Source organism: Ruegeria sp. AD9 (assembly GCF_056542305.1).
The window spans coordinates 321851-336418 of sequence record NZ_JBQFZP010000001.1 but is presented as its reverse complement, the minus strand read 5'-3'; the positions used below and the strand labels follow the sequence as shown (position 1 = coordinate 336418).

Genomic DNA, 14568 nt, shown 5'->3' with positions numbered 1-14568 from the left:
GATCGGCGAGATTTTGCCGAAAATTACGCAGAAGTGTCAGTTCGAGAGGTCTCCGGGCGCGGGCAGGTCTTCGGTCAGGGGCCAGTAGAAATCGGGGGGCAACCCGGCTTCGGCCCGTTTTTCTTCGTTGAAGGGGGGCTTGAGAACACCGTGGAAGTACCGCCGGACCAGCGCGTGAAACACATCCTTGGGGTCGGCATTTTCGCGGCCGCACAGGAAGTGGAACCATTTTGAGCCGTAAGCGACGTGGCCGACCTCTTCGGCATAGATTACCTCGAGCGCGGCGATGGCCTGCTCGGCCTTGGCCTTGCGGAATATCTCGATCATGCCGGGGGTCACATCCAGCCCACGCGCCTCAAGCACCATGGGCACAACGGCCAGCCGCCCCATCAGATCTTCGGCAGTATCTTCGGCAGCGCGCCACATACCGGCATGAGCGGGTAGGGCACCATAATGGCTGCCCATCTGTTCCAGACAATCGCAGACCATCTCGAAATGGCGCGATTCTTCTTCGGCGCATTTCACCCAGTCATCGTAGAACCCGATGGGCATGGGTACATGGCCAAAGCGCGCGATGATGTCCCAGTGCAGATCGACGGCGTTCAGCTCGATATGGGCAACCGCGTGTAGCAGGGCAATGCGCCCGGCCTCGGTACCCGGTTTCCGTTTGGGTACCTCACGCGGGGACAACAGCTCGGGCTTGTCCGGGCGCGCGGGGGACAGGGGCGGTGATGCGGTGCCGATCTCGATGGGTTCACCCTCGGCCTTGCGGGAGGCAAACCACGCGGCGGCATGGGCTTTGGACAGGGCGGTTTTGGCCCGCCCGTCCGCTGTTGTCAGAACCTCTGTCGCCATCTGTGTCAGTGTTTTGGGCACCGGGTCGCTCCGCCTTTGGCATGTCAGCGCGGGTGATAGACCGGATGGCGCGGCAGGTCGAGGGGGGCTTAGATCGCCTTCACCGCTTCCAGCACATCTTCCACATGGCCGGGCACCTTGACCTTGCGCCAGACCTTGGCAATGCGTCCCTCGCTATCAATGACAAAGGTCGATCGCTCGATCCCCATCGATTTCCGGCCATACATGTTCTTTTCAACCCATACGCCATAGTCCTCGCAGACGGTCGAGCCTTCGTCCGACAACAGCGGAGTGGTCAGCCCGTGTTTGGCGACAAACTTGTCATGCTTGGCGACGCTGTCCCGCGAAATGCCGAAAACGTGAGCCCCTGCATCGGTAAACGCCTGAAGCTGCTCTGAGAAACCGATGGATTCCTTGGTGCAGCCCGGCGTATCATCACGGGGATAGAAGAACAAAACCACGGTGCCACCGCGCAACGCCGAAAGCGTCACCTCGCCACCGCCGTCGCGCGGCAAAGTGAAGTCGGGGGCGATGTCTGAAACGTCGGGCATTGGAAACTCCGCTAAAGGTTTTTTAAGGCTGCCCATCATCATAGGGCAACGCGTGCGGGTTGGAAGGCGTGGATAGCAAATTGAAGCAGCACGAAGACGACGAAGCAAAGCCGGGCAAGCCTGTGCGCCGTCGGTCGCGCCGCCGCACCGCTGGTCTGTGGGCCATGCGTGGGGCCATCGTGCTGGTGCTTCTGGCGATGTTCACCGGTTTCATGGTCGTGGGGCAGAGGATGCACGCACCTGTGTGGCTGCGCGACAGGGTCGAAGCCCGGCTGGAACGGGCGCTGGGCGGGCTGCAAATCCGGTTTGGAGACGTCAGTTTCATCATCCACGAAGGCTGGCGCCCCCGTCTGCGGCTGACCGATGTTGCCATCAGTGACGCCGCAGGCCAGCAGATTGCGCAGGTATCCGATATGCGCGCCAGCCTGGCCATGCGTCCCTTGCTGCGCGGTCAGGTCCGGCCCAAGCGCATCATTCTGAGCGGCGCGCAGATCGCCATGACCCGCGATCAGGACGGGGCGCTGACCCTGACCGTGGGATCGGGCAGCGCGCCGGTGCAGGAAGCGCCGGACCTTGCACAGCTGATCGAGACCTCGGACGAGGTCTTTCAATCTCCGATCCTGTCGGCGCTGACCTCGGTCGAACTTGATGCGATTACGCTGGATTACCGCGACCTGCGGCAGGGGCGGTCGTGGGTTCTGGACGGTGGGCATATTCAGGCGAACCGCAGTGACAACGAAGTGCGGCTTGCAACCGGGTTTTCGGTTCTGTCGGGGCGTGACTATGTCAGCAGTATCGAGGCCAACTATACCAGTGTACTGGGCACGCCTGCCGCCAGCTTTGGCATCTCGGTCACTGATCTTCCGGCCGAAGACATAGCGGGCCAAAGCCCGGCCCTTGCGTGGTTGCAGGTTCTGCGCGCACCGATTTCAGGGGCTTTGCGGGGCAGTGTCGATGAGAACGGGGCCACAGGAACCGTGTTCGCAACCCTCAATCTGGGGGCCGGGGCGGTGCAGCCCAACCCGGAAACACGCCCTGTCCCGTTCGAATCTGCCCGCACATATTTCACCTATGACCCGAAAGCCCAGATGCTGGACTTCAATGAGGTATCGGTGGTGTCGGCCTGGGGCACAGTTCAGGCCGATGGAAAGGCGTTTCTGCAAGGGGCTGAGGATGGTGTGCTGGACAGTCTGGAGACACAGTTGCGCTTGTCCGGGATCAATGTGAACCCGGCGAACCTGTTCCCGGAGCCGATTCAGCTGTCGCGCGCCAGCCTGGAATTCAAGATGGCGTTCAACCCGTTCCAGTTGCGCCTTGGCCAGATGACCATCGAGGATCCGGGCCACACCGTGCGCGCCTTTGGTGTTCTGCATGGACGTCCAGATGGCTGGGCTGTGGCGCTGGATGCCCATCTGGATCAGATGAGCTCGGACAATGTTCTGAGCTACTGGCCCGAGCGTCTGGCGCCGAAGCCACGGGAATGGGTGACGGAAAACCTCTATCAGGGGGTTTTGTCGGACATGGATTTCGCCCTGCGACTGGAGCCCGGTTCCAAACCGGACCTGTATCTTGATTTCGGGTTCGAACAGGCCAAGGTCCGCTTTGCCAAGACCCTGCCGCCGATCGAAGATGCACAGGGTCAGGCCAGTCTGATCGACAGCCGGTTTACGGTCACCGCGCAGCAGGGGGTGGTGGTCGCCGATGACGGGGGGAGTGTGGATGCCGCGGGGACGTCCTTCATCATACCTGACACGGATATCAAGAAATCTGCACCCGGCATCGCCCGTATTCAGGCAAAGGGCAGCGTGACTTCTGCGTTGTCGCTGCTGGACCGGCCGCCGCTGGAATTGCTGAGCAAGGCCGGTTTGCCCGTTGACGTTGCCAAAGGCACGGTTGCATTGACCGGAACGCTGTCCTTGCCGTTGATAAAAGAGCTGAAGTTTCAGGATACCGAATTTCACTTCAACGGAACGCTGGCCAATCTTTCCAGTGACCGTCTGGTGCCGGGATTTTCCATAAGTGCCCCGATGCTGGATATTTCCGGCAATCAGTCGGGTGTTCAGATTCAGGGACTGGGTCAGTTCGGCGATGTTCCGCTTGAGGCGCTTTGGCAGCAGCCCATTGACAGCGAAACCGAACAGCGCAGCACCTTCACCGGCCAGATCGAACTGTCCCCGCGTCTGATGGATGAGATCAAGGCTGGCCTGCCGCCGGGGATGCTGACGGGCAAAGGGGTTGCTGATATTACGCTGGGTCTGGGCGCTGGGGCGCCTCCGAAACTGTCTGTTGTTTCGGACCTTCAGGGCGTGGCGCTTTCCATCCCTGAACTCGGTTGGCGCAAAGAGGTAAACACCACAGGATCACTGACTGCGGACGCGACGTTGGGCGCGCAGCTGAAAGTGGACGACCTGCGGATCAATGCAGCGGGACTGCGCACAACCGCATCCATTTCCTTTCACGAAAACGGTGAATATGACCGTGTCCAGTTCAGCTCGTTCGATCTGGGGGACTGGCTTGCGGTTCCGGCGGAACTGATCGGGCGGGGAGCCGCTGTCCCGGATATCCGCGTCCTTGGCGGTGTGCTGAACATGGGGTCTGCAAACTTCGGGGAAAGCGGCGGATCGGGCGGCGGCGGTGCCCCGGGGCCGAAACTGGACGTGGCACTGGACCGTCTTCAGGTTACCGAAACTGTTGCACTGACAGGTTTCCGGGGGGCGTTCCAGACAACCGGCGGCGTAAATGGCACCTTCACAGCGCGGGTGAACGGCGGTGCGGCTGTTGCCGGTCAAGTGACCCCACGGGGAAATCGAAGCGCCGTTGACCTGACGTCGAAAGACGCGGGGGCCGTTTTGCGATCGGCCGGCGTTCTTACACAGGCGCGTGGCGGTGATCTGGACCTCAAGCTTGAACCGGTGGCTGAGCCCGGCAGTTACGACGTCATCCTGAAAATCGTTAATACCCGGATCACCGATGCCCCGGCCATGGCCGCGATCCTGAACGCGATCAGCCTTGTTGGCCTGCTGGACGAGATGGCCGGGCAGGGGATCTTCTTTTCGGCGATTGACAGCCGCATGAGGATATCGCCCACCGACATCAAAGTGCTGAGTGGCAGCGCTGTTGGCCCGTCAATGGGGCTTTCGTTTGATGGAACAATCGACACCGTGAACAGCCTGCTGAACCTGCGGGGGGCGATTTCACCGATTTACCTTCTCAATGCCGTTGGCAGCGTGTTTACCCGCAAGGGAGAAGGTGTCATCGGATTCAATTACACGCTGACCGGGCCGATATCCTCGCCCAAAGTCGCGGTGAACCCTCTGTCCGGTCTGGCGCCCTTGTTTTTGCGTGATCTGTTGCGTCAGCCTGCGCCAAAGGTCTCGGACGGCCCCAATGCTGCGCCGGTGGAACCTGACGAGCCGAAACCGACATTTGGTTCTCCTCCCAGTGACCGCTGACGGGATATGGCCGAATCTTTTGTGGGGTTGTAAGGCGCGGTCATGAAGCTCAGCGATTTTGATTTCGACCTGCCCGACGACCTGATTGCCACGCGGCCTGCCAGCCCGCGATCCTCTGCGCGCCTTCTTGTGGCGCGGGGGGGTGCCACAGTGGACAGCCACGTGTTCGACCTGCCCGATTTCCTGCGGCCGGGCGACCGGCTGGTGCTGAACGACACGCGCGTTATCCCGGCGCGCCTGAACGGGCGGCGCCACAGAGACAGCGCGCAAGGCCCGGTTTCCGCCGGGGTCGAGGCCACTCTGCTGGACCCGCAGGCCGATGGCACCTGGTCTGCGCTGATCAAGCCATTGAAGAAAGTGAAGCCGGGGGAAGAGATCGTGTTTTCGGCCGATCTTAGCGCGACGCTGGATCGGGTGGAAGACGGGCAGGCCTACTTGCGCTTCAATCTCAGTGGTCAGGATTTCGACAAGACGCTGGATCAGGCCGGTGCGATGCCGCTGCCGCCCTATATCGCCGCCAAACGTCCGGCGGACGAGCAGGACAAGACGGATTATCAGACCATCTGGGCCCGCAGGTCCGGTGCGGTGGCAGCCCCGACCGCCTCGTTGCATTTTGACGATGCCCTGATGCAGGCTTTGTCGAAACGGGGTGTCGCCGTCACACATGTGACCCTGCATGTTGGCGCCGGAACCTTCCTGCCGGTCAAGGTCGAGGATGTGACAACCCACAAGATGCACGCCGAATGGGGGCAGGTCAGCGCCGAGGCTGTTGCCGAGATACAGGCGACAAAAGCTGCGGGCGGGCGTGTCATCCCGGTGGGCACCACCGCCCTGCGCCTGATCGAAAGTGCTGCGCGTTCGGGCACGATCGAACCGTGGGAAGGTGACACCGATATCTTCATCTATCCCGGTTTCCGGTTTCACGTGACCGATGCGCTGATGACAAATTTTCACCTGCCGAAATCCACGTTGTTGATGCTGGTTTCGGCGTTGATGGGTCAGGATCGGATGCGCGAGGTTTACGCCCATGCCATCGCGCAGAAATACCGTTTCTTTTCTTATGGCGATGCGTCGCTTTTGATCCCCGGATAGGCGCGCATACGGCATCACCGACAGGGAATGTCGTAGACAAGCGCGATGGAAGCGGTCTTTGATCGCAGAACAAAACTCAAACCAGCTTGGCACCTATCGGAGGCCCAAATGATTCAGGTTCTGTCCAGCGCATGGGCATTGTTGCTCGGCATGGGGTTGCTGATGGTCGGAAACGGCCTTCAGGGCACGATCCTGGGTGTTCGCGGACAACTCGAGGGGTTTTCGACCCTTGAGATGTCTTTTGTAATGTCAGCATATTTTGTTGGTTTTCTGGGTGGTTCACGGCTTGCGCCCGAGATGATCCGGCGTGTTGGTCATGTGCGGGTCTTTGCGGCGCTGGCGTCTTTCATTTCTGCCGTGATGATCATGTACCCGATGCTGGCAGACCCGATCGCCTGGGTTCTGGGACGCGTAGTGATCGGGTTCTGTTTTTCGGGCGTTTACGTCACTGCGGAAAGCTGGCTCAACAACGCAGCCAATAATGAAAACCGCGGTCAGGCCCTGTCGCTTTACATGATCGTTCAGATGTTGGGTATCATCGGCGCGCAGGGCCTTTTCCTGTTGGGCGACCCTGCCGGATACGAAACATTCGTGATCGCCTCGATCCTTGTTTCGGTATCTTTCGCACCGATTTTGCTGTCAATTTCGCCAACGCCTGCATTCGATACTACCAAGCCGATGACGTTGCGGGAATTGATGAAAAGCTCTCCGCTGGGGTGTGTCGGCATGTTCCTGCTAGGCGGCGTGTTCTCGGCGCAATTCGGGATGTCTGCGGTTTACGGGGCCCAGGCCGGTCTGTCCTTGGTTGAGATCTCGGCATTTGTGGCGGCGTTCTATGTTGGGGCAATTGTCCTGCAATACCCGCTGGGCTGGTTTTCCGACCGGATGGACAGGCGTTTACTGATCCTGTTGGTCGCGGCAACCGGGGCAGTTGGCGCCGTCAGTGGTATGCTTTATGGCTTTTCCTTCGAAATCCTCCTGGCGTCTGCTTTTGTGATCGGCGGAATGACCAACCCTTTGTATTCATTGCTGATTGCGCACACCAACGATTTTCTGGAATACGAGGATATGGCCGCGGCATCCGGTGGTCTGATCTTCATCAACGGCCTTGGGGCAATTACCGGACCCGTTATCACAGGCTGGCTGATGGGTGACGCAGTCTTTGGCCCGCCGGGCTTTTTCCTGATCATTGCCGTGTTGCTTGTCGCATTGGCCGCCTATTCGGTCTACCGGATGACCCAGCGTGCAGCAGTTCCTGTTGATGAAACCGGCACCATGTCGACGCTTTATCCCACTGCATCGCCCGTTGCATTCGAGGTTGCACAGGAAGTTGCCATTGAGGCGGCAGAAGCAGAGTTCGAAGAAGGTGCGCGCGAAACCGCTTGAGACACGAAATTATGTCGGTTGTGTTGCAATATGTTACTGTAACAGTTCTGTAAAAGGGACTTAAATGACGTTACGTCTGGGGCGCGGGCAATTGACGGAGTTTGAGGCAATGGTAACGCCTGAAGAAGTATTGAGTTTTTGGTTAGATGAAGTTGGCCCTAAGGGCTGGTATATTGAAAATGAGGCGCTGGACGCAGACATTCGGGCGCGGTTTCAGTCAACTTGGGAAGCAGCGGCAGCGGGTCGGTTTTCGCTCTGGCTGACTTATCCCAGCGGGGCGCTGGCCTATATCATCCTGACAGATCAGTTCCCGCGTAACATGTTCCGAGGGGAGGCGCGTGCCTTCTCGACCGATCGTGCGGCATTGGCGGCGGCGAAATGCGCAGTCGACAAAGGCTGGGACAAGAAGATCGACGAACCAGCCAGACAGTTCTTTTACCTGCCGATGATGCACTCGGAAAACCTGTGCGATCAGGAACGCTGTGTGCGTCTGATCTGCCAAAACATGAGCAGCGACGCAAGCAACCTGCTGCACGCCAGAGCGCATCGCGAGGTGATCCGCAAGTTCGGTCGTTTCCCGTATCGGAACGCGGCGCTGTCCCGCAGCTCGACTCCGCATGAAACTGCCTATGTCGATATGGGCGGGTACGGCACGACCGTGCGCGAACTACAAGCTACGGGCTGAACGCGAAGCCGCAACCGATCTTTGGTCACGGCTGCGCTTTATGACTCAGGTGTGCATCCCCGCAATGCCAAAACGCGTTCCGCTGCGATATCGGCGCCGGTTTGGATCGCCTGCGCAATCAGCATTTCTGGCGTGTCAGCCAGTTCCGAAATCCGCTCCTGAACCGTTTGCAGCTTCTGTTCTGCTGCATTCAGGCGCCCCAGCGTTGCCCGGAGGTTTTGCGCGGCTTGGCTGTCTGCAAACGTGTCTTGCTGTGAAAGCGCCGCCAAATCAGTCCGCAACGCCGCAAGCTCGTCCCGAATGCCCTTCGCCTCATCCCGGATGGGGGCCAAGGCCTGAACCGTTTGCGAGACTTCAGCAGTGATGTTTTCGGCTTTGGACGCCAGTTTCCAGCCCAGAAACAGGCACAGCGCAACAAGTATCAATGTGGCATTGAGCAGGGCAAGCAGCAGATCTTTCAGAGTTTTGGCCATGGTCAGCCCCTTGAATGGGTTGAGAAAAGAATAGGTCCGACCGGTGTCGGCGTTTCTTTTCTAGCCATTGCATGGCCCGGGGTATAGGCTGAAATCCGCAAGTTCAGGCATCGCTTACCCTGCGTCCTATTTGTCGCGGGAACGGTGTGTTGATGCGTTCCGAATAATAGTTTAATGGTAAACTAAATTTTCAACTCCTGCGCCGAGAGGAACACATGGCTGCACAATCCTATGATCTGATCGTAATCGGGGCTGGCCCCGGCGGCTATGTCGCTGCAATCCGCGCAGCCCAGCTGGGCCTGAAAACCGCAGTGGTCGAGCGCGAGCATTTGGGGGGGATCTGCCTGAACTGGGGCTGTATTCCGACCAAGGCGCTGTTGCGGTCGTCCGAAGTGTTCCATCTGATGGAGCGCGCCAAGGATTTCGGTCTGAAAGCCGAAAAGATCGGATATGATCTGGACGCGGTGGTCAAACGATCCCGTGGCGTGGCCGCGCAGCTGTCAGGAGGCATTGGCCATCTGCTGAAGAAGAACAAGGTTGCCGTTGTAATGGGGCAGGCCACGATCCCAGCAAAGGGCAAGGTCAGCGTCAAGACCGACAAAGGCACCGAGGAACTGACCGCCAAGAACATCATTCTCGCAACCGGGGCACGGGCGCGGGAACTGCCGGGCCTTGAAGCTGACGGCGATCTGGTCTGGACGTACAAGCACGCACTGCAACCGCCGCGGATGCCGAAAAAACTGCTCGTCATCGGGTCTGGTGCGATCGGCATCGAGTTTGCCAGCTTCTACAATACGCTGGGCGCAGACACCACAGTTGTCGAGGTGATGGACCGGGTGTTGCCGGTCGAAGACGCCGAAATCAGCGCATTGGCCAAGAAGGCGTTCACCAAACAGGGCATGACCATCATGGAAAAAGCCATGGTCAAGCAGCTGGACCGTGGCAAGGGGAAAGTGACCGCGCATATCGAGGTAAAGGGCAAGGTCGAGAAACAAGAGTTCGACACAGTGATCTCGGCTGTCGGGATCGTTGGCAATATCGAAAACCTTGGTCTGGAAGCTCTGGGCGTCAAGATCGACCGGACACATGTGGTTACGGACGAGTATTGCCGCACCGGCGTTGAGGGCCTTTATGCGATCGGTGACATCGCAGGCGCGCCCTGGCTTGCACATAAAGCAAGCCACGAGGGTGTCATGGTCGCGGACCTCATTGCGGGTCAACATGCGCACCCGGTCAAACCCGAAAGCATCGCGGGATGCACCTATTGCCAGCCTCAGGTTGCCTCGGTTGGATATACCGAAGCAAAGGCCAAAGAGCTGGGTTACGACATCAAAGTCGGCCGCTTTCCCTTTATCGGCAATGGCAAGGCCATAGCCTTGGGTGAGCCGGACGGGCTGATCAAAACCGTGTTTGATGCGAAAACAGGCGAGTTGCTGGGCGCCCACATGATCGGTGCCGAAGTTACCGAACTGATTCAGGGTTACGTGGTCGGTCGCCAGCTGGAGACAACGGAAGAAGACCTGATGAACACCGTCTTCCCGCACCCGACACTGTCAGAGATGATGCACGAAAGTGTGCTGGATGCCTATGGTCGCGTGATCCATATGTAAGATCGGCGTAGTTCCCCGTCAGGGTTGGGGGCTCTGCCCCCGCCGCGCGTGCCGCGCGCCTCCCCCGGGATATTTTTGGCCAGATGAAGCAGGGATCCTTTATTCATCTGGCTGCAAATATCCCGGAGCGCGAGGCAGAGCCTCGCATAAGACCTATTTGTTCAAAGCATCCAGAATGCGCGCCCATGACCGGATGCCCTTGTGGAAGCTTTTCACGTCATATTTCTCGTTCGGCGAATGGATGGCATCATCTTCGTTTGCATAGCCAACCAGCATCGAGTCGAGCCCCAGAACGGTGTTGAAATAGCCGACAACAGGGATTGATCCCCCCATTCCAGTGAACACTGCCTCGCGGTCCCATTCATCCGACAATGCGCCGCGCGCGGCTTCGAATTCGGGGCGGGTGATATTCATGACCGAAGCGGGAGACCCTTCCATATCGTTATCCCAGACCACTTTGGCGTCCGGGGATAGCTGATCCTCGACATGTTTGCGGATTTTGGCGCGCAGCGCGTCCGGGTCCATGTCACCAACAAGCCGGCAGGTGATTTTGCAATGGGCCTTGGACGGAATAACGGTTTTGGAGCCCGCACCGTTATAACCACCCCACAGCCCGTTCACTTCGAGCGTTGGTCGTGCCCATTGTTGCTCCAAGGTGGAGTAACCCTTTTCGCCATGCGGCTGGGTGTAGCCGACCGAATTCAGATAATCCGCTTCGTCGAAGCCGCAATTCTGCCATTGGCGCAACTGGTCTTCGGGTACTTCATGCACGCCTTCGTAGAACCCGTCGACAGCGATCCGCCCGGTTTCGTCGTCATAAAAAGAGGTCACGATTTTCGACAGTTCGCGCAGCGGGTTCAGGCCCGGGCCGCCATAGTGGCCGGAATGCAGGTCGATGCGCGGCCCCACAATGGTAAACTCGTCCTTCAGCATGCCCCTCAACTGCGCCGCAATCGACGGAACGCCGCGTGATACCATGGATGTATCGCAGACCAGCGCCAGATCCGCTTTGAGTTCGGCGGCATTTTCCTTGAGGAAAGGAACCAGTGAGGGCGAGCCTGATTCTTCTTCGCCCTCGAAAAAGAAAGTGATGCGGCAGGGCAAGGATCCGTGTACGGCCTTCCAGGCGCGGCAGGCTTCGACAAAAGTCATCAGCTGGCCTTTGTCGTCTGACGCTCCGCGACCGCGGATGACCGGTCCGGTTTCGGTGTCCTCAATGGCGGGATCGAACGGATCCCGGTTCCACAGGTTCAACGGATCGACCGGCTGCACATCGTAGTGGCCATAAAACAGGAAATGCGGCGCAGTCGCGTCCTCACCCACGTGGCCAACAACCATCGGGTGGCCCGGTGTTTCCCGTTTCTCTGCCGCAATCCCGATGCTGTTCAGATCGGCGACCAGCCAGTCCGCGGCGCGGCTGACCTCGGCCTTGTATGCGGGGTCGGTCGAGATCGACGGGATGCGCAGCAGTTCCATCAGGCGGTCGATCGAGGTTTGCAGATCTTCGTCAATCCGGTTCAACACGGCGTCTAGCGACATGGGGGGCTCCTGCCTGTTTTTGTTCCCGCGAACCCTAGCAGCGTTGTCGGCGCCGTCCAGAGTTGTTGACACGAATTGCGGCCCGGCAGCGTAAGCTTTGGGTAGGGAGGCGAGACCTGCGTCGTTTCCACGCGTTCGATGGCCGTAACTTTACTTGTCGGATGGAGTGCAAACTTATATTTGATGCAAATCAAAGTTGGGTTCACCTTTTCGGCTGTAACCAGCTGAATAAGGGAACACAAAGCCACCGAAACAGGGTAAGCTGTGGGAGGTGGCGAAAATATCGCCCAATGGGAAACCGGATACGGGCGTTCAAGGAGGGTCCTTTGGACTATACTGCTCAGCTCGATTCAGCGATTGCCAGGCTGCATGATGAAGGTCGTTACCGGACCTTCATTGATATCGAACGTCGCAATGGGCATTTTCCCCACGCGGTGCGCACACGTCCGGACGGGTCACAGCAGAACATCACCGTATGGTGCGGCAACGATTATCTGGGCATGGGGCAAAACCCGGTCGTTCTGAATGCAATGCACGAAGCTGTTGATGCAGCCGGTGCAGGTTCAGGCGGTACGCGCAATATCTCGGGCACCACGGTTTATCATAAAAGGCTTGAAGCTGAACTGGCCGATCTTCACGGCAAGGAAGCCGCGCTGCTTTTTACCAGCGCCTATATCGCCAATGACGCAACGCTCAGCACGCTGCCTAAACTGTTCCCGGGCCTGATCATCTACTCTGACGCGCTGAACCATGCCTCGATGATCGAAGGCGTGCGCCGGAATGGCGGGGCCAAGCGCATCTTCCGGCACAATGATGTGGCGCATCTGCGCGAGCTGCTTGAGGCGGACGATCCGGCCGCACCCAAATTGATCGTATTCGAGTCGGTTTATTCCATGGACGGCGATTTTGGTCCGATCGAAGAGATCTGCGATCTGGCGGATGAATTCGGTGCGCTGACCTATATTGATGAAGTGCATGCAGTAGGCATGTATGGCCCGCGCGGCGGCGGTGTGACCGAGCGCGATAACCTTGCCCACCGGATCGACATCATCAATGGCACGCTGGCAAAAGCCTATGGCGTGATGGGCGGCTATATCGCGGCCAGCGCCAAGATGTGCGACGCCGTGCGGTCATATGCGCCGGGCTTTATCTTTACCACGTCCCTGCCACCTGCGGTTGCGGCCGGGTCTGCTGCATCTGTTGCCTACCTGAAAACTGCACCTGAACTGCGTGAGCAGCATCAGACGCAGGCCAAAATCCTCAAGCTGCGGTTGAAGGGGATGGGGCTACCGCTGATCGACCACGGAAGCCATATCGTGCCCGTGATCGTCGGAAACCCGGTCCATACCAAGAAGCTCAGCGATATGCTGTTGGATGATTACGGCATTTATGTGCAACCGATCAATTTCCCGACCGTTCCGCGCGGAACCGAGCGTCTGCGCTTTACCCCTTCTCCGGTGCATGGGCCTGACGAAATGAACCGTCTGGTACAGGCGATGGACGAACTTTGGTCACATTGTGCGCTAAATCGCGCCGAACTTGCCGGTTAACCTCACGCCAAAGTGTGCAACGTATTTGCCGCGTGTTAAGCTTACGCTAACAAAATCGGCGGACGAATCGTTTTGGGGATGATTCGCCGCTAACGCGAAACACGCGACAGGCAGAATGGGGCAGCAGGAATGATTGGGCGCAGATCACAGCGCGAATCTGATGAGGATGTAGATGTCAGACCGAAAGGGTTTGACGACTACGAGGTACGCCTTGGTGACAAGATGCGCGGCGAACGCGCAACCATGGGCAAATCCCTGTTGGATGTTCAGCGCGAGCTGAGGATCAAAGCCAACTACATTGCTGCCATCGAAAACGCAGATCCTGATGCCTTTGACACGCCCGGCTTTATCGCCGGGTATGTGCGTTCTTACGCGCGTTATCTGGGGATGAACCCGGATGAAACCTTCTCGACTTTCTGCGCGGAAAGCGGTTTTTCGGTCGCGCATGGCATGTCGGCCGAGGCTTCGGTGGTGCGAAAGCCGACCGGCGCGCTTCCGGCGCGTGGGCCAATGGGGCGCGATCCCTTCATCTCGCCCAATACGCCGTATATTCCGGGCAAGGAATCTCTGGTCAGTCAGATTGAACCGCGCGCTATCGGATCGTCGCTGGTGCTTTTGGCGGTTATTGGTGGCATCGGCTATGGCGGGTGGGCGGTTCTGAACAAGATCCAGCAGGTACAGGTCAGCCCGGTTGAACAAGCGCCTGTGGTGCTTTCCGACCTTGATCCGCTGGATGCCGTGCGCGGCGGCGTTGTCGATGATGCGGTTGCTGCGGCGAACACCGAGGCACTGGACCGCCTCTATCGTCCGCAGGCCTTGGATGTTCCGGTTCTGGTTGCCCGCGATGCGCCGATTTCGACCCTTGATCCACGCGATGTCGGAACCTTCCGCCCGCCAAGCCTGCCGCAGTTCGAAGTCGCCGAAGTGCACACGGTTGAACGACCATCCTTGCCGCAGGTCGTGGAACAGATTGATACCATGCTGAAAATCGTTGCTGTCGATCCTTCTTGGATGCGGGTGACGGCGGCGGATGGCAGTGTTATTTTCGAAGGGACCCTTGGAACGGTCGAGCAAGGCAGTGTCTTTGAGGTTCCGCTAACGGAAGAACCACCGCTGTTGCGGGCAGGGGCGTCGGGATCGGTTTATTTCTCAATGAACGGCGAGCACTATGGCCCGGCAGGGGCACCCGGCACGGTTGCCAAAGGGGTGATCCTTTCGAAAGACGCGGTGTCTGAAGTTTATGCCGTTGCCGATCTTGAGGCGGAACAGAACAGCGCTCTCAAGCAATTGGTGGCTGAACTGCAAACCGAGGCGACAGAAGCGCCCGCCGAGTGATCTTGCCATTGCGGTAACCCCTTTGCCGGACTATCTACAG

11 protein-coding genes are annotated in these 14568 nt (G+C 58.8%); 7 read left to right on the top strand and 4 right to left on the bottom strand.

The genetic code is table 11. The features are described 5' to 3' along the window. Nucleotides 1-36 precede the first annotated feature (36 nt). Both ACR0AM_RS01615 and ACR0AM_RS01610 read right to left on the bottom strand, forming a co-directional pair. The gene (locus tag ACR0AM_RS01615; protein ID WP_480622077.1) at nucleotides 37-855 is read right to left on the bottom strand and encodes a ferritin-like domain-containing protein; all 819 of its coding nucleotides are present in this window, start codon (nucleotides 853-855) and stop codon (nucleotides 37-39) included. 89 nt (nucleotides 856-944) lie between these two features. After that, entirely contained in the window at nucleotides 945-1406 is a 462-nt protein-coding gene (locus ACR0AM_RS01610; protein ID WP_480553765.1) for a peroxiredoxin, read from the bottom strand. 80 nt (nucleotides 1407-1486) lie between these two features. Here ACR0AM_RS01610 and ACR0AM_RS01605 point away from each other — a divergent pair, with 80 nt between their 5' ends. From ACR0AM_RS01605 to ACR0AM_RS01590, 4 genes are all read left to right on the top strand, one after another. After that, the gene (locus ACR0AM_RS01605) at nucleotides 1487-4858 is read left to right on the top strand and encodes a YhdP family protein (protein WP_480621945.1); all 3372 of its coding nucleotides are present in this window, start codon (nucleotides 1487-1489) and stop codon (nucleotides 4856-4858) included. Nucleotides 4859-4900: 42 nt separating this feature from the next. Next, entirely contained in the window at nucleotides 4901-5950 is a 1050-nt protein-coding gene (gene queA / locus ACR0AM_RS01600; protein WP_480621944.1) for a tRNA preQ1(34) S-adenosylmethionine ribosyltransferase-isomerase QueA, read from the top strand. Nucleotides 5951-6058: 108 nt separating this feature from the next. Further along, nucleotides 6059-7336 carry an MFS transporter gene (locus ACR0AM_RS01595; protein WP_480492996.1) on the top strand — a complete coding sequence of 426 codons (1278 nt, stop codon included), beginning with the start codon at nucleotides 6059-6061 and terminating at the stop codon, nucleotides 7334-7336. A gap of 109 nt (nucleotides 7337-7445) precedes the next feature. Then, nucleotides 7446-8021: a DUF924 family protein gene (locus tag ACR0AM_RS01590; protein ID WP_480476775.1), complete on the top strand. Its 576-nt coding sequence runs from the start codon at nucleotides 7446-7448 to the stop codon at nucleotides 8019-8021. A gap of 38 nt (nucleotides 8022-8059) precedes the next feature. Here the strand turns inward: ACR0AM_RS01590 and ACR0AM_RS01585 are convergent, their stop codons facing one another. Beyond that, entirely contained in the window at nucleotides 8060-8494 is a 435-nt protein-coding gene (locus ACR0AM_RS01585) for a hypothetical protein (RefSeq protein ID WP_480517426.1), read from the bottom strand. Nucleotides 8495-8709: 215 nt separating this feature from the next. Between ACR0AM_RS01585 and lpdA the strand changes: the two genes are divergently transcribed. Then, nucleotides 8710-10104 (top strand): dihydrolipoyl dehydrogenase, encoded by a 1395-nt coding sequence (lpdA, locus tag ACR0AM_RS01580; protein WP_480517424.1) that lies wholly within the window; start codon nucleotides 8710-8712, stop codon nucleotides 10102-10104. 153 nt (nucleotides 10105-10257) lie between these two features. Here lpdA and ACR0AM_RS01575 read toward each other — a convergent pair whose 3' ends face one another. Further along, entirely contained in the window at nucleotides 10258-11643 is a 1386-nt protein-coding gene (locus tag ACR0AM_RS01575) for a M20/M25/M40 family metallo-hydrolase (RefSeq protein WP_480473343.1), read from the bottom strand. Nucleotides 11644-11969: 326 nt separating this feature from the next. Here ACR0AM_RS01575 and hemA point away from each other — a divergent pair, with 326 nt between their 5' ends. Together hemA and ACR0AM_RS01565 are read left to right on the top strand one after the other, a co-directional pair. After that, on the top strand, nucleotides 11970-13193 hold the full coding sequence (gene hemA, locus ACR0AM_RS01570) for a 5-aminolevulinate synthase (protein ID WP_480473341.1): 1224 nt from the start codon (nucleotides 11970-11972) through the stop codon (nucleotides 13191-13193). Nucleotides 13194-13322: 129 nt separating this feature from the next. Beyond that, entirely contained in the window at nucleotides 13323-14528 is a 1206-nt protein-coding gene (locus tag ACR0AM_RS01565; RefSeq protein WP_480553760.1) for a helix-turn-helix domain-containing protein, read from the top strand. Nucleotides 14529-14568: the final 40 nt, after the last annotated feature.